The following is a 14445-nucleotide window of genomic DNA, read 5'->3' as shown; positions in this document are numbered from 1 at the left end:
GCGCGCTCCGTGCCGCTGGCGGCCAATCTTTTGGGGGAGCGTCCTGTGGCGCGCCGACACCGCGTCGCGCGCCTTGCCCAGGCGGCCAGCCTGGGACGCAGCGCAGCGCACGCCTTGCCTCGACGCACCACAGGGCGCTTCGCACTCACCTCGAAGTACAGAACACGCTAAGGCTTCACCTGCTCGTTGAACAGCTTGAGGATGCGCTTGTACTCGTCCAGCCACGAATCGGCGCGCGTAAAGCCGTGGCGTTCCAGCGGGTACGGCGCCACCTGCCAGTTGTCCTTGTGCAGCTCCATCAACTTCTGGGTCATGTCGACCGAGTCCTTGAAGAACACGTTGTCGTCGATCATGCCGTGCGCGATCAGCAGATGGTCGCGCAAGCCCTCGGCGTAGTTGATCGGCGAGGACGTCTTGTAGGCCTCCGGATCGAGCTCGGGCGTGTTGAGGATGTTGGAGGTGTACTCGTGGTTGTACTGCATCCAGTCGCCGACCGGGCGCAGCGCCGCTCCGGCCTTGAACGTGCCAGGGCTGCGGAACAACGCCATGTAGGTCATGAAGCCACCGTACGAGCCGCCATAGATGCCGGCGCGTGCGCGATCGCCCTGCTTGGTGGCCACCAGCCAGTCCAGGCCATCCAGATAATCTTCCAGCTCGGGGTGGCCCATGTTGCGATAGATCGCCGTGCGCCAATCGCGGCCGTAGCCTTCGGAGGCGCGATAGTCCAGGTCCAGCACGATATAGCCCTGCTGCACCAGCAGGTTGTGGAACATCTGCTCGCGGAAATACGGGGTGTAGCGTTCGGAGACATTCTGCAGATATCCGGCGCCATGCACGAACATCACGATCGGATACTGCTTGCCCGGCTCGGGTGTCCTGGGCCCGTAATACTTGCCCCAGACCGTGCCGGCGCCGTGCTTGGACGGGATTTGCACGTACTGCGGCGCAATCCACGGCTGCGCCTTGAAGGCGGGCGTACCGGTGTCGGTGAGCACGGTGGCCTGGCCGCCGGTGGCCGGCACGACGGCCAGTTGGGTCGGTAGATAGCTGCCGGAGTAGCGCACCAGCAACTGCTGGCCGTCGGGCGACAGGCTGAAGCCTTCCACGCCGTTCAACGCAGTGATCTCGGTGAGCTGATCGTTGCGCAGATCGAGCTTGCAGACTTCGTAATCGCCCGGCCATTTCTGGTTGCACAGGAAGAACATGCCGCTGCCATCGGCGCTGGGCACCGGCATCGACACTTCCCACTTGCCGCGCGTGCGCTGGCGCGGTTTGCCGTTGCCGTCCACGGTATACAGCTGCGAATAGCCGGATTCTTCCGACAGCAGCCACAGCGTGCGGTTGTCGGGCAGCCAGCCGAAATCGTTGAAGTCCCAGTTGATCCACGCGCTATCGCTCAAACGGTGACGCGGCTGCAGCCTGGCGTTGTCCAGGTCCACGCTGGCGATCCAGCGGTCCTTGTTGTCCACCGCGCGAATTTCCACCGCCACATTGCGGCCGTCGTCGCTCCAGTGCACGGCCGGCCCGCTGCCGTCGCCATCGCTTTCCACGCGCACTGCGCGGTTGCCCTTGAGCGGGTCGCGCTTGGCGGCCTTGCGCAAGGCCGCCAATGGGTCGGTGGCGATGCCGGGCAGCGGATCGAACGACAGCGATTTGGCCGTGCCCGCGCCGACATCCACCAGCCACAGCGCATGCGCGGCCGGTGCGTTGCGGCCGACACGGGTACGCACTTCCTGGAATTCTTCGTAACCGGATTCGGTCACGTATTTGGGCATCTTGCCGGCCTGGCCTTCGTCGGCGCTTTTGGCCTGTGTGACCACCAGCAGATGGCGGCCGTCCGGCGACAAGGCGCTGTCGACAATTTCCACTTCATCGCCCAGATACACCGGCGCTGCCGCACGCGTGGCATCGGCGCGGCGCCAGGCATCTTCCTGCGTGCGTAGCGCGTCGCGTTGCTCCTTGTCGCGGCGCAAGGTGGCCAGCGTCGCCAGTTGCTGCTCGCGCAGCACATCGGCCTTGGGAGCGGCGTTGGGATCGCGCTCGGCCTTGACCACCGCCACCTGCGCGGTGCCGCCGCTGGCGCGCCAGTGGTACCAGTTGTTGCCCGCGCGCCAGATCGCACCGCCGTCGCTGGCGAACTGCGGACGCGATTCGGTCTCGTTGCTGCGGGTCAGCTGGCTCAGCGCACCTGTGCGCAGGTCGCGCAGGAAGATGTCGCCGTTACGTGCGAACAGCATGCGCTGACGGGTGGCATCGTAACTGGGGTTTGCCGCATCCAGGCCGGCGCGTGCGGTGTCGGCCACACGTTCGGCGGTGCCGCCGCCGATGCTCTGGCGATAGGTGTCGCGCACCGGGCTGCCATCGCGCTTGAGCAGGTATTGCACCTGTTTGCCGTCCCATTGCCACCAGGCCTGGTCCACCGACGGCCCGATCCAGTCCGGGTCGGCCATCGCCTGTTCGATGGTGAGCGGGGCGGCAGACTGCGCATGCGCAGTGGTGGCCAGCAGCAGAAGGGTCAACGGCAACAATCTAGGCATCGGACACGGCTGGACGCAAAGGAGAGCGCGCAAGCCTAGCAGTTCGCCTTCGCAGCGGGCTTGGGCCACAGGTCATGCGTGCGTGGCTGCATGCAGCGCCCGGTCACACCTGCCAGCGCGCGATGAGCGGGCGCGACCATGAGCCAGCGCTGCAGGCACGCAGTTGCAGATGAGGGCGGTGCGCGGCATCAGCGCTGCGCGACACGACCGCGCAACTGAACCCTTCAACTCCACGGCACTGGCAAAGCCACGCGCGCGACTGGCACGCGCGCAGACAAACGCACCGAAAACCACGCATGGAAACGCAGCTGCGCCAGCGGTGCCGCACGAGTGCCCTCCACACCTGCGGCCTGTCGGCGTATCGCAACGCCTGGCGCAACCACGCACTGATGAACACTCGCCGCGTGCAGAGCCGATGATTGCGATGCCGCACGCCGCGCGCGCCGCACACCAAACGGTCCGGCCGCCCACATGCCACGCCGGTAGCGAGCAACTTTGCGCGTCGCAGAGGAAATCCCCTGACTTGCCAGCGGCGCAGGTGGCGGCCAAGCTAGCGCGCTTTTGCGACCGTCGGTTTCCATGTCCAGCCTGCCTGCTCCCGCTATTTCCCATCCGATGGCCGTTGGTGCGCCCGACCGGCCGCTGGCCTGGCGCGCGGGGCGGTCGGTCGATCTGGCAACCTTCATCGCCCACGTGCACGGCCTGGCGCAGCAGCTGCCCGAGGGCAGTCATGCGGTGAATCTGTGCGAAGACCGTTATCGTTTCATGGTGGCGTTCTATGCGTGTGCGCTGCGCGGGCAGGTCTCGCTGCTGCCGTCCTCGCGTGCGCCGGCGGTCGTGGGCGAAGTGCAGGCGCGTTACCCCGATACGTATTGTCTGGGCGACCTGACGCTGGAGCTGGCGCCGCCGCGGTACTGGCAGCTGCCGGCCGAGTTGCCGCAGGCCCAAGGCCCGATCCCGCAGCTGGCCGACGATGCGCTGGTGGCGATCGGTTTCACCTCCGGCAGCACGGGTAGCCCGCAACCCAATCCCAAGACATGGGGCAGTTTCTTGACCAGCACGCGCCAGGACCTGGTCGCGCTGCAAAGTCTGTGGGCGCACACCGGTGCCGTCCCGCACGTGGTCGCCACCGTGCCGCCGCAGCACATGTACGGCATGGAGTTGTCGGTGCTGCTGCCGATGGTGACCACGCTGGCGGTGCACGCAGGGCGCCCGTTCTTTCCGGACGATGTGGCACGTGCACTGGCCGATATTCCCGCGCCGCGTGTCTTGGTGACCACACCGGTGCATCTGCGCGCGTTGGTCGAATCCGGCGTGGCGCTGCCGCCGCTGGCCGGCATCGTGTCGGCCACCGCGCCGCTGGCGCCGGAGATCGCCGCTGCCGCCGAAGCACGTTTCGGCGGTGAGGTGCGCGAGATGTTCGGCTCCACCGAAACCTGCGTGTTCGCCGTACGCCGCACGGCGCTGGAAGCGGCGTGGACACCCTTGCCCGGCGTGCGCCTGGAAACCCAGGTTGCAGGCACGCTGGTGCACGCGCCGCATCTGGCCGCGCCGGTGCTGCTGGCCGACATGATGGACGTGGCCGACGACGGCCGCTTCCAGGTGCGCGGCCGCCAGGCCGACCTGCTGGAAATCGCCGGAAAACGCGCATCGCTGGCCGATCTCACCCGGCGCTTGCTCGCCATTCCCGGTGTCATCGACGGGACCATCGTGCAACTTGCGCCCGAGCCCGGCCAGGCGGTCGGCCGCATCGCCGCGCTGGTGGTCGCCCCCACGCTTGACGAAGCCCAGGTGCTGGCGGCACTCCGCGTCAGCGTGGATCCGGTCTTCCTGCCGCGCCGCCTGCGCAAGGTCGCCGCCTTGCCACGCAACGAAACCGGCAAGCTGCCGCGCGATGTGGTGCTGGGATTGCTCAACGGCTGAGCGTGACCTGCGCGTACGCGCAGCAGCCAGGCCGCATGGGCGTGACATTGTGCGTGGCGATGAATGGCTGCAGACACAGCGGAAAACGCGTTGGCAGGCGTGGTCAACGCAGGCCACACTGCGTTGCCACCTTGATGGTCGGCATCGGCGCAGTCGTGGGAGGCCAACGCGTGGTAGCAGTGGTGTGCCGGCGTTTATGGGCAACCGGCTAGCGCATTCGATGCGAGGGTAGAGATGCGCGGCGCACCAATGCCTGCGTCACCTCAGCCCGTTTCGCGCCATCCGTTGGCGCTGCTCGATCGATCGCCGCAGATGGCCTCCGCGGCAAGCGGCATCACCCATGCACCCCATCGATCTCCACCGCCAGCTCATCGCGGCAGATCACCGCGTGTAGCAGCAGGCGCGGGACCGCGTCGCCGAAGCGCGCATCCAGTGCCTGCGCAACCCGGGGCAGGTCGTCGTGTTCGCGCACATAGACTTTCAGGCGCGTGCCGGCGCCGAACTGCGCGGGTAACGCAGGCGCATGCTGACGCGCGGCGCCGAGCAGCGCATCGAAATTGGCGAAGGTTTCTTCCAGCTGCGCCAGCAATTGGCCGGTATGCATCGAGGCGTGGCCCACCACCGCAGCGGTGCCCGATAGCAGCAGCGGCATGTCGCTGCCGGCCGGCGGCAGCATGGCACGGGCGAAACTGGGCGGCTGCGGGCCGTACTGACGCGGGTAGTGGTAGGCACTGACCTGGCGCGGGTTCTCCAGCGGCGTGCCGGCATTGGCGGCGGCCAGCCAGTAGATCTGGATGATGCGCTCGGCATCGCAACGGCCCACGGCGGTGGCGGCCGGCAACTGCGCGGTGTCGAATGCGCCCAACCCGCGTGCACGGCCCACGCAGAATTGCCGGTAACGTTCCCGATCGCCGCTCCCCAGGGTGATGGCGTCGAGGTAATTCCAGATCCGCAGCAACCGTGGCGTCTGGCCGTTGCTGACGAAGGCGGTGATTTCCGCATATGCCCTGGCGGCGGCTTCTTCGATATCCACATCCTGCTCGTCGATCTCGATCACGCCGAACTGCAGGTGCCCATCGCTGGACCAGGCGATGTTGCCCTCGCGGCCGCTGCTCACCTGCGCATCGGTGCGCCACACTTCCAGCACGCTGGCCTGGTACGGCTGCAGCGGCACGCGCAGATAGCGCGGGTCGTGCAGGCGCGGCGCCGCATCGCCGAAGCCGAACACGGCCAGCACCTGCGGGTCGGCCAGCAGCACGGCAGGGTCGGCCTGGTCGACATAGTCGACCTGCAGCCGGGGATGGCGCACGGCGTGCGTGGTCTGGGCCTGGGAAGCGGTCATTGAGCGTCTCGTTGTTGCGTGTCGCGTTGCAAGGTGTCGCCGTCGAAGCCGAGCTTGGCCTGACGTCGGCGATGGCGCCACGACTGCCAGGCGCGCGGCATCATCGACAAGGTGGTGAGTGCGTACAGGGCGCGAAAGGCGCGCAGGCGGATGCGGACTTTGGGGGCGTCGAACACATCGCCGGCTAGCATCGCCACCACTGCCTGTTCCACCTGCCAGGTGTTTTGCGGGTGCGCGAACAAGGCGCGCATGGTGGGCGAGGTGAAGCGGTAGATGAACCACTTGAATTCATCCACGCCGCGCGTGAGTTCGCGCTGCAGCTCGCGCTGCAGTTTCGCCTCCGAGTGCGGTGCGCGCAGTGCCGCATCCACCATCGCCGCGCCGCGTTCGGCGCTGTGCATGGCCAGGAACACGCCAGAGGAAAACATCGGGTCGACGAAGGTGTAGGCATCGCCCAGCAGCAACCAGCGCGGCCCGGCCATGCGCGTGCATTCGTAGGCGTAATTGCCGGTGGCATGCACCGGTGCCACGCGCTCGGCCCCAAGCATGCGCGCGTCGAGCTCGGCGTTGAGCGCCAGCGTGCGCATCAAGAAGCCCTCGCTGTCGCCCTTGCGGGTCTTCATGTAGTCCGGGTAGCAGACCGCGCCCACGCTCATGATGTCGTCCGGCAGCGGAATCAGCCACATCCAGCCGTGCGCATGCCGGTAGATGCTGATGTTGCCGGCATCCTCGCCCGGGCGTCGTGTCACGCCGCGGAAATGGCTGAACACCGCGGCCGACTGATGCGTTGCATTGGCGCGTTTGAGCTTGAGGCGGTTGCCCAGAAAGGTGTCGCGGCCGCTGGCATCGAGCAGATAGCGCGGGCGGAACTGCTGCACGCCACCATCTGCCGTGCGTGCCTGCAGCACCGGTTGTTCGCCCTCGAACACGACTTGCTCCACGCAGACCTGCTCGCGTGCATCCACCCCCACCGCACGCGCACGCTGGAACAGCACGTGGTCGAATTGCGCACGCGGCACCTGAAAGGCGAAATCGGCCTTGGCATCGAGCGCGTGGGAGAAACGGAACGTGTTGTAGCCGCCGCTGTCGTTGGGAAAATCTGCCCCACGCTTCAGCACGCCGATGGCGCGCACCTCTTCCAGCACGCCCAGGCGCTCCAGAATCGGCATGTTCATCGGCAGCAAGGACTCGCCGATATGAAAGCGCGGGTGCTGCGCCTTCTCGAGCAGGGTCACGGACCAACCGAGCTCGGCAAGTGCGATGGCCGCGGTGCAGCCAGCCGGGCCGCCGCCGACGATCAGGACATCCGGACACTCCGGTCCGGGAGCCGGCCCGGCTGCCGGCATGGCGGTCGGGGTGGGGCGAACAGCGGTGGAAGTCATCCTGGAACGAACCTGCGGCGGGCGAGCGTCAAGCAGTCATGATAGCCTGACCGGCGGCCCGCCCAGCTTGCGGCGCGCCGATTCATCGGTGAAGAACGACCGGCAGCCGGCGCAGGCGCCGGCCAGGCTGTGCGGCAGATGCTCGGATTGGCAGCGGCGGCAACGTACACTACGGCCCGACGCGACGCTCGTGCATGCCGATGGCCGCCCGCGCTGCGCTTGCTTGTTCTCACTCTTGTTGCCCGACCCTGACCTGTGGAAATCCTGGATGTCCTCGCAAACCGCTGCCGAACGTGAACTGGCCGAACTCCTGGTCGAAAGTCTGAACCTGGAGGACGTCCAACCCGCCGACATCGATCCGGAGGCGCCGTTGTTCAATACCGGGCTGGGGCTGGACTCGATCGACGCGCTGGAACTGGCGCTGGCGATCAGCAAGCGCTACGGCTTCCAGCTGCGCTCTGACAACGACGAAAACCGTCGCATCTTCGCGTCGCTGCGCGCACTGTCGGCGCATGTCCAAGCCAACAAGACCGTCTGACCTGCCAACTGCGCCATCCCCCGACGCACCCGCGTGGGTGCTGGGGCTGGGCGTTCTGCTGGCGGTGGCGTATTCGCCGTTGGCGCATTGGGCCAATGCCAGTCATCGACCGGAATTGGCCGTCATCGCCGGTGGTTTGCTGGTGCTGATGGTGTTGATCGAACCGATGGTTGCGCGCCGGCCCTGGGCCTGGGCGTTGGCGCTGCTGCTGCTTGCCGGGCTGGGTGCGCTGTGGCATTCGCCCTATGCGATGTTGGTGCTGGCGGCGCCGCCGGTGGTGTTTACCGGTTGGGTGGCCTGGTTTTTCGGGCGCAGCCTGCGTGCCGGACGCATGCCGCTGATCACGCGCATTGTTGAAGGCCTGTACGGCCAGGCCGGCATGCTGATCACGCCCGAACAACGCCGCTATACGCGCCGCCTCACGCTGGCCTGGGCCGTGCTGCTGTGCGGTCTGACCCTGGCCAATCTGGTGCTGGGTCTGTGCGCCGAGCCCAGCGGCGTGCTCGCGCAGCTGGGGCATGCCTCGCCGCTGCCGATCAGCGACGCGCGCGCCTCGTTGTTCGCCAATCTGCTTGCCTATGGCGTGATTGGCGGCTTCTTCGTTGGGGAATATCTATTGCGTGGTCGCTGGTTTCCACAGCGCCCCTATCGTAATCTGCCAGACTTCTTGCGTCAGATGGCGCGGCTCGGGCCGGATTTCTGGCGCGATCTGCTGCGCTGAGTGCGTGGCCTGGGGCAGCGACGGACGTGCATATTTTCGGGGACAAGACAAAAATGCCGTTGGCAAGGATGCCGTCGCGCCTGGCGTGGGCTGTGTTCAACCTGTTGCAATTGGCGTTCACGCTGGCCTTTACCGCTGGCGGCATCGTCTATGCATTGGTGGAGCTGGCGATCACCCGCGATGCCGACCGCCTGCTGCGCATGGGCAGCTGGATGTGGGCGCCGGTGCTGTTCCGTGGTGCGGGCGCCACCGTCATCGTGGAAGGACGCGAGCGGGTGGATTGGTCCAAGAACTATCTGTTCGTGAGCAACCACCAGTCGATCATCGACATCTGTGCGCTGTTCCATGCCTTGCCGGTGCCGCTGCGCTTTTTGCTCAAGCAGGAAATGCGCAAGGTGCCGTTCGTGAACTGGTATGCGCGCGCCGCCGGCATGCTGTTTCTGGACCGCGACAGTCGCAGGGCAGGGGCATTGGTGCGGCGCCAGGCTGCCGCACTGCTGCGCGAGGGCAAACAGTTGTGTCTGTTTCCCGAAGGCACCCGCAGCCGCACCGGCGCATTATTGCCATTCAAGGCTGGGCTACTGCAGGCCGCTATCGATGCTGGCGTGCAGGTGGTTCCGGTGGCGCTGGATGGCTGTGGCAAGGTCTTGCCGGTCGATGGCCTGTTCAGGGTGAGGCCGGGCATCATCCGCGTGCGGATCGGTGCGCCGATCGCGGTGACCGGGCCGGATGCGCCCGATCGCCAACAATTGACCGAGCAGGCACACAAGGCCGTGGCTGCAATGCTTCAACCCAGGATCTGAGTTCTGCGCTTATGGATTTCGTTGTGCCGCATGATCATCCCTGCCTGCCCGGACATTTCCCGGGCCGTCCCGTGGTGCCTGGCGTGGTCGTGCTCGACCATGTGCTGCAGGCGGTGGAAGCCCTGCATGGTCCGCGCGCGGCCATGCGCCTGCCGCAGGTGAAATTCGTGCAGCCCTTGCTGCCCGGCCAGACCGCCTCGGTCACGCTGGAGGGCGATGGCCCGCGCTGGCGCTTCCGCGTGCAACGCGACGAGGCGTTGCTGGTCAGCGGCGAACTGGTGGCCGAGGCAGCGGCATGAGCAAGCACTGGAAACAGCGTCCGGAAGGTGGCGGGCGCTTTGCGTTGTGGCTGATTCGCGGCATCGCCCGGCACGCCGGACGTGCGGTGGGGCGTGCGCTGCTGTACCCGATCACGCTGTACTTCCTGCTGGTGCGTGGCCCAGAGCGCGCCGCCTCGCGTGCCTATCTGGGGCGGGTGCTGGGCCGCCCGGCCACGCTGCGCGATGTGGCGCGGCACATCCATACCTTCGCCTCGACCATCCTGGACCGGGTGTACATGCTGTGCGGGCAGATGCAGCGCTTCCGCGTGGACATCACCGGCCTGGATCAACTGCACACGCAAATGGATCGCGGCCGCGGCGTGCTGATCTTCGGCTCGCACCTGGGCAGCTTCGATGCGCTGCGCGTGCTGGCTACCGAGCGCCCGGACGTGCAGGTCAAGGTGGTGCTGGACAAGGCGCACAACCGCGCCATGACCGACCTGCTGGGGGCGCTCAACCCGCAGCTGGCCGCCAACATCATCGATGCCGGCATGGACGCGACCTCGATCGTCATGGCGATCAAGGAAGCCACCGATGCCGGTGCGCTGGTGGCGCTGCTGATCGATCGCCCGCGCGAAGGCGACCCGGCGCTGCCGGCGATGTTCCTTGGTCGCAATGCGATGTTCCCGACTTCGCCGTGGCTGATCGCCGCTGCGCTCAAGGTGCCGGTGGTGCTGGCGTTCGGCCTGTATCACGGCGGCAATCACTACGAGCTGGCGTTCGAAACCTTCAGCGAAGGATTGGACGTGCCGCGTCGTCAGCGCGCCCCGGTGCTTGCGGTACTCATGCGCGATTACGCTGCCAGGCTGGAACATTACACCTGCTACGCGCCGTACAACTGGTTCAACTTCTACGATTTCTGGAACACCCACCATGCCGATGTGCCGCACCCTGCCGTGGATGCTGATACTGCTGTTCAGCGCCGCACCGCTATGCGCCGCACCGCCTGAGACGCTGGACGTCGGGCAGGTGCTGCAGCGCCTGGCGCGCCCCGCACCGGTCAGCACCGAATTCGTCGAATTGCGCGGCTCGGCCTTGCTGAAGACGCCATTGCGCGTGGAAGGCCACTACCGCCGCCCGGACGCGCAGACGCTGGTGCGCGAGGTCAGTGCGCCGTACCACGAAACCACCACGCTGACCGGCGACGAAGGCGTGCTGGAACGCGAAGGCAAATCGCCACGCCGTTTCTCGTTGAGCCGCGTGCCCGAGCTGGCCGGCTTGAAGTCCGGCTTCGGCGCGTTGCTGTCCGGCGACCGCGCGCTGCTGGAACAGCACTACAGTGTGAGTGGCCAGGGCCAGCCGCAGGCCTGGCAACTCACGCTGCAGCCCAAGGACGCTGCCGTGGCCAAGCAGGTGCACGCGTTGCGGCTGTACGGACGCAACGACGAACTGCGGTGTATCGAAAGCGTGCCCGCCAAGGGCGACATGCAGCGCACGCTGCTGGGCAGTGCCGCGCGCGCGGCTGCCGGCGTGACCGATGCTGCCGCGCTGACCACGCTCTGCCACGGTTCGGGCGCGTGACCGCGCGCTGGATGGTTGCGCCGGTCGTCTCCAGAAACATCACAGCATTCGCCGCGGAAAAGCGCACATCGCCGATAACGCCCGATGCCGCGCGCGCGGCCGGTGTGCGTTCGGCCGCTGCCGCAGGACATCCATTCCATGGCGCTTGAATTGAACGCAAACCGCCGCATCGGCCTGGCGCTGCTGTGGCTGGCGTTGCTGGCGGTGGCCGGATTCTGGTTGAGCGAGACGCTCAAGGTCACTGGCGATCTGCGCAAGTTCATGCCCGCCCTCAGCAAAAACGACGCGTCGTTGCAGCCCGATGCCGCGCGCGCGGCCGGTGAGCGTTCGGCCGCTGCCGCAGGACATCCATTCCATGGCGCTTGAATTGAACGCAAACCGCCGCATCGGCCTGGCGCTGCTGTGGCTGGCGTTGCTGGCGGTGGCCGGATTCTGGTTGAGCGAAACGCTCAAGGTCACTGGCGATCTGCGCAAGTTCATGCCCGCCCTCAGCAAAAACGACGCGTCGTTGCAGCCCGATGCCGCGCGCGCGGCCGGTGTGCGTTCGGCCGCTGCCGCAGGACATCCATTCCATGGCGCTTGAATTGAACGCAAACCGCCGCATCGGCCTGGCGCTGCTGTGGCTGGCGTTGCTGGCGGTGGCCGGATTCTGGTTGAGCGAAACGCTCAAGGTCACCGGCGATCTGCGCAAGTTCATGCCCGCCCCGCGCACGCCGGCGCAAAAATTGCTGATCGAAGAACTTGGCGAAGGCCCTGGATCGCGGCTGCTGTTGATGGCGTTGTCCAACAACGATCCGGTCACCTTGGCCGAGCAGTCGCAGCAACTGCACCAAGCGCTGTCCGCGCAGCCGGAGCTGTTCGAACTGGTCAGCAATGGCGGCAATGCCGGGTTGGAGGCGATTCCCAAGCGCTTGCTGCCGTACCGCTATCTGCTCAGCGACAGCTTCGACAAGACCCCGCTCGACGCGCCGACGCTGGAAGCGGCGTTGCAGGCGCGCGTGCAGGATCTGGGCTCGCCGGCGGCGGCCATGGTGGAGCCATTGCTGCCGCGCGACCCCACGATGGAAATCCTGCATCTGGCCGAAACCCTGCAGCCGGCAGCGATGCCGCGCACGCGCAATGACGTGTGGTTCGATCGCGCCGGCACGTCGGCACTGTTGATCGTGCAGACCCGCGCGGCAGGCTTCGACCCCACCGGCCAGCAACTGGCCTACGACGCCGTGCAAGCGGCGTTCGCGAAGGTCAGCAAAGGCACCGCCACCCGGCTGACGCTGACCGGGCCGGGCGCATTCGCCGTGGAAATCACCGCGCGCACGCAGGGCGAGGCGCAGTGGATCGGCACGCTGGATACGGTGGGCCTGGTGCTGCTGCTGCTGGTCGCCTACCGCAGCTGGAAGATTCCGGTGCTTGGCGTGCTGCCGCTGGCCAGCGCCGGTCTGGCCGGCCTGGGTGCAGTGGCGCTGCTGTTCGACGGCGTGCATGGCATCACCGTGGCATTCGGCTTCACGCTGATCGGCGTGGTGCAGGATTACCCGATCCACCTGTTCAGTCATCAGCGCCCCGGTCTGGATCCGCGCGAGAACGCACGGCATCTGTGGCCGACGCTGGCCACCGGCGTGGTCTCCACCTGCATCGCCTATGTGACCTTCCTGTTTTCCGGCGTTGACGGGCTGCGGCAACTGGCGGTGTTCACCATCGCCGGTCTTGCCACCGCCGCGGTCACCACGCGCTGGTTGTTGCCGGCCTTGATCGACCCGGCCCCGCGCGACTACGCGGACTCGCGCCTGCTGGCGGTGCTGTGGCGCGGCATTGCGCGCCTGCCTAGGCCGCGCATCAGCCTGGCGGTGATGGCCGTGATCGGCATGGCGGTGATCGTGTTCGCGCCGGGGCAATTCTGGCAGAACGATCTGTCCAAGCTGACCCCGGTGCCGCCCAAGGCCTTGGCGCAGGACACCCATCTGCGTCAGGAACTGGGCGCGCCGGATGTGCGTTACGTGCTGGCGCTGCCGGCAGCCAGCGATGAGGCGGCATTGCAGGCCAGCGAGCAGTTGCGTCCACGGCTGGACGCGCTGGTGCGCGATGGTGCGTTGCTCGGTTACGACATGGCGGCACGCTATCTGCCCAGTGCCAAGACCCAGCGTGCGCGACAGGCCGCATTGCCCGACGCCGCGCAGGCGCGCGCGTTGACCGAGCGTGCCGTGGCCACCACGCCGTTCCGCAGCGATGCGTTTGCGCCGTTCCTGCAGGATCTGGATGCCGCCAAGCGTGCCGCACCGCTGCTGCCGAAGGATCTGAGCGGCTCGCCGCTGGCGACCTCGGTCGGTGGCCTGCTGCTCGGCCGTGGCGATCGCAGCACCGCGCTGGTGTCGTTGACCGGCCTGCGCGATCCGGCGGTGTTGGCGGCCGCCGTGCAAGGCAGCGGCGCGCAATTGCTGGATCTGAAGGACGCCTCCGAATCGTTGGTGGCTGCCTACCGCGGACGCGTGCTCGGTGCGCTGTTCCTTGCCGCATTGCTGCTGGCAGTGGCCGTGGCGATTGCATTGCGCAGCCCGCGCCGCATCGTGCGGGTGCTGCTGCCGATGGCGCTGACCACGGTGCTGATCCTGGCGATCCTGCGCGGCACCGGGGTGGAGCTCAATCTGTTCCATCTGATCGCGCTGATCCTGGCCGCCGGTCTGGGCCTGGATTACGCGCTGTTCTTCGATCACGCCGGCGACGATCACGCCGACCAGCTGCGTACGCTGCATGCGTTGATCGTCTGCAGCCTGATGACGCTGCTGGTGTTTGCGCTGTTGGCCGCTTCCAGTATCCCGGTCTTGCGTGCGATCGGCAGCACGGTGGCGTTGGGCGTGTTGTTCAATTTCATTCTGGCCTTGCTGGTGTCGCGCGAACCGGCGCTGGAACGCACCGCGAACGGAGAGCCGCATGCACGGACGTGACGCAATCGCCGCGCTGATTCCGCACCAGGGCAGCATGTGCCTGTGGGAAGAGGTGATCGAGTGGGATGCGCAGCGCATCGTGCTGCGCAGTCACGCGCACCGCAGCGGTACCCATCCGTTGCGATGCAATGGGCGTTTGCGCGCGCTGCATCTGTGCGAATACGGCGCGCAGGCCATGGCCGTGCATGGCGGGTTGCTGGGGCGCGCATCCGGCAAGCCGGTACGCCCGGGCATGCTGGTCGCACTGCGTAGTGTGGAATTGCACGTGATGTATCTGGACACCTTGCCGGATGCGATCGACTGCCAGGCGCAGGTGTTGATGCAGGGCGAAGACAGCCAGCAATACAGTTTTCGCCTGACCCACGGCGAGCAATTGCTTGCCGAAGGACGCGCCACCGTGATGCTGGGCGCCGCCTGAG

At 66.9% G+C, this 14445-nt stretch carries 14 protein-coding genes; 11 read left to right on the top strand and 3 right to left on the bottom strand.

Features of this window, described 5'->3' with window-relative positions:
* Nucleotides 1-167: 167 nt before the first annotated feature.
* Nucleotides 168-2528 (bottom strand): S9 family peptidase, encoded by a 2361-nt coding sequence (locus ACCQ00_RS19855; RefSeq protein WP_372354148.1) that lies wholly within the window; start codon nucleotides 2526-2528, stop codon nucleotides 168-170.
* A 588-nt stretch (nucleotides 2529-3116) separates the two neighbouring features.
* On the opposite strand from ACCQ00_RS19855, the gene ACCQ00_RS19850 reads away from it, so the two are divergent.
* Nucleotides 3117-4460, top strand: a complete 1344-nt coding sequence (locus ACCQ00_RS19850; RefSeq protein ID WP_039569501.1) for an AMP-binding protein — start codon at nucleotides 3117-3119, stop codon at nucleotides 4458-4460.
* 334 nt (nucleotides 4461-4794) lie between these two features.
* Here the strand turns inward: ACCQ00_RS19850 and ACCQ00_RS19845 are convergent, their stop codons facing one another.
* Entirely contained in the window at nucleotides 4795-5802 is a 1008-nt protein-coding gene (locus tag ACCQ00_RS19845) for a chorismate transformation FkbO/Hyg5 family protein (protein WP_017156317.1), read from the bottom strand.
* Nucleotides 5799-7148 (bottom strand): NAD(P)/FAD-dependent oxidoreductase, encoded by a 1350-nt coding sequence (locus ACCQ00_RS19840; protein WP_039569499.1) that lies wholly within the window; start codon nucleotides 7146-7148, stop codon nucleotides 5799-5801. The genes ACCQ00_RS19845 and ACCQ00_RS19840 overlap by 4 nt, the downstream gene beginning before the upstream one ends.
* Before the next feature lie 304 nt (nucleotides 7149-7452).
* Here ACCQ00_RS19840 and xanC point away from each other — a divergent pair, with 304 nt between their 5' ends.
* The 10 genes from xanC (at nucleotide 7453) to ACCQ00_RS19790 (ending at nucleotide 14444) form a co-directional block, all read left to right on the top strand.
* On the top strand, nucleotides 7453-7722 hold the full coding sequence (gene xanC / locus ACCQ00_RS19835; RefSeq protein ID WP_005914783.1) for a xanthomonadin biosynthesis acyl carrier protein XanC: 270 nt from the start codon (nucleotides 7453-7455) through the stop codon (nucleotides 7720-7722).
* Between the two features lie 37 nt (nucleotides 7723-7759).
* A complete protein-coding gene (locus ACCQ00_RS19830; RefSeq protein ID WP_162292279.1) occupies nucleotides 7760-8443 on the top strand; it encodes a COG4648 family protein in 684 nt (227 codons plus the stop codon).
* Nucleotides 8444-8496: 53 nt separating this feature from the next.
* Nucleotides 8497-9246, top strand: a complete 750-nt coding sequence (locus ACCQ00_RS19825; protein ID WP_039569494.1) for a lysophospholipid acyltransferase family protein — start codon at nucleotides 8497-8499, stop codon at nucleotides 9244-9246.
* An 11-nt stretch (nucleotides 9247-9257) separates the two neighbouring features.
* A complete protein-coding gene (locus ACCQ00_RS19820) occupies nucleotides 9258-9545 on the top strand; it encodes an ApeI family dehydratase (protein ID WP_039569492.1) in 288 nt (95 codons plus the stop codon).
* Complete coding sequence (locus ACCQ00_RS19815) at nucleotides 9542-10516, top strand: lysophospholipid acyltransferase family protein (RefSeq protein ID WP_017156312.1); 975 nt, start codon at nucleotides 9542-9544, stop codon at nucleotides 10514-10516. The genes ACCQ00_RS19820 and ACCQ00_RS19815 overlap by 4 nt, the downstream gene beginning before the upstream one ends.
* Nucleotides 10440-11087 carry a LolA-related protein gene (locus tag ACCQ00_RS19810; protein ID WP_039569487.1) on the top strand — a complete coding sequence of 216 codons (648 nt, stop codon included), beginning with the start codon at nucleotides 10440-10442 and terminating at the stop codon, nucleotides 11085-11087. The genes ACCQ00_RS19815 and ACCQ00_RS19810 overlap by 77 nt, the downstream gene beginning before the upstream one ends.
* Before the next feature lie 84 nt (nucleotides 11088-11171).
* Nucleotides 11172-11453 carry a hypothetical protein gene (locus ACCQ00_RS19805; protein ID WP_046736131.1) on the top strand — a complete coding sequence of 94 codons (282 nt, stop codon included), beginning with the start codon at nucleotides 11172-11174 and terminating at the stop codon, nucleotides 11451-11453.
* Nucleotides 11443-11670 (top strand): hypothetical protein, encoded by a 228-nt coding sequence (locus ACCQ00_RS19800; protein ID WP_046833587.1) that lies wholly within the window; start codon nucleotides 11443-11445, stop codon nucleotides 11668-11670. The genes ACCQ00_RS19805 and ACCQ00_RS19800 overlap by 11 nt, the downstream gene beginning before the upstream one ends.
* Nucleotides 11660-14026 (top strand): MMPL family transporter, encoded by a 2367-nt coding sequence (locus ACCQ00_RS19795; RefSeq protein ID WP_046830549.1) that lies wholly within the window; start codon nucleotides 11660-11662, stop codon nucleotides 14024-14026. Before ACCQ00_RS19800 ends, ACCQ00_RS19795 begins: the two co-directional genes overlap by 11 nt.
* Nucleotides 14013-14444 carry a hotdog family protein gene (locus ACCQ00_RS19790; RefSeq protein ID WP_039572107.1) on the top strand — a complete coding sequence of 144 codons (432 nt, stop codon included), beginning with the start codon at nucleotides 14013-14015 and terminating at the stop codon, nucleotides 14442-14444. Before ACCQ00_RS19795 ends, ACCQ00_RS19790 begins: the two co-directional genes overlap by 14 nt.
* The last annotated feature ends 1 nt before the right edge of the window (nucleotide 14445 follow it).

It is taken from the genome of Xanthomonas sp. NCPPB 3761, from assembly GCF_041475705.2.
Classification (GTDB): Bacteria; Pseudomonadota; Gammaproteobacteria; order Xanthomonadales; family Xanthomonadaceae; genus Xanthomonas; species Xanthomonas phaseoli.
Note: the sequence above shows the minus strand (reverse complement) of the source record. Positions and strands in the feature narration are given on the sequence as shown.

Coding starts and splice junctions, on each gene's coding strand:
- ACCQ00_RS19815 (WP_017156312.1), top strand. CDS start 9,542: ATGAGCAAGCACTGGAAACAGCGTCCGGAAGGTGGCGGGCGCTTTGCG.
- ACCQ00_RS19845 (WP_017156317.1), bottom strand. CDS start 5,802: ATGACCGCTTCCCAGGCCCAGACCACGCACGCCGTGCGCCATCCCCGG.
- ACCQ00_RS19800 (WP_046833587.1), top strand. CDS start 11,443: ATGGCGCTTGAATTGAACGCAAACCGCCGCATCGGCCTGGCGCTGCTG.
- ACCQ00_RS19825 (WP_039569494.1), top strand. CDS start 8,497: ATGCCGTTGGCAAGGATGCCGTCGCGCCTGGCGTGGGCTGTGTTCAAC.
- ACCQ00_RS19795 (WP_046830549.1), top strand. CDS start 11,660: ATGGCGCTTGAATTGAACGCAAACCGCCGCATCGGCCTGGCGCTGCTG.
- xanC (WP_005914783.1), top strand. CDS start 7,453: ATGTCCTCGCAAACCGCTGCCGAACGTGAACTGGCCGAACTCCTGGTC.
- ACCQ00_RS19840 (WP_039569499.1), bottom strand. CDS start 7,148: ATGCCGGCAGCCGGGCCGGCTCCCGGACCGGAGTGTCCGGATGTCCTG.
- ACCQ00_RS19850 (WP_039569501.1), top strand. CDS start 3,117: ATGTCCAGCCTGCCTGCTCCCGCTATTTCCCATCCGATGGCCGTTGGT.
- ACCQ00_RS19805 (WP_046736131.1), top strand. CDS start 11,172: ATGCCGCGCGCGCGGCCGGTGTGCGTTCGGCCGCTGCCGCAGGACATC.
- ACCQ00_RS19790 (WP_039572107.1), top strand. CDS start 14,013: ATGCACGGACGTGACGCAATCGCCGCGCTGATTCCGCACCAGGGCAGC.
- ACCQ00_RS19820 (WP_039569492.1), top strand. CDS start 9,258: ATGGATTTCGTTGTGCCGCATGATCATCCCTGCCTGCCCGGACATTTC.
- ACCQ00_RS19810 (WP_039569487.1), top strand. CDS start 10,440: ATGCCGATGTGCCGCACCCTGCCGTGGATGCTGATACTGCTGTTCAGC.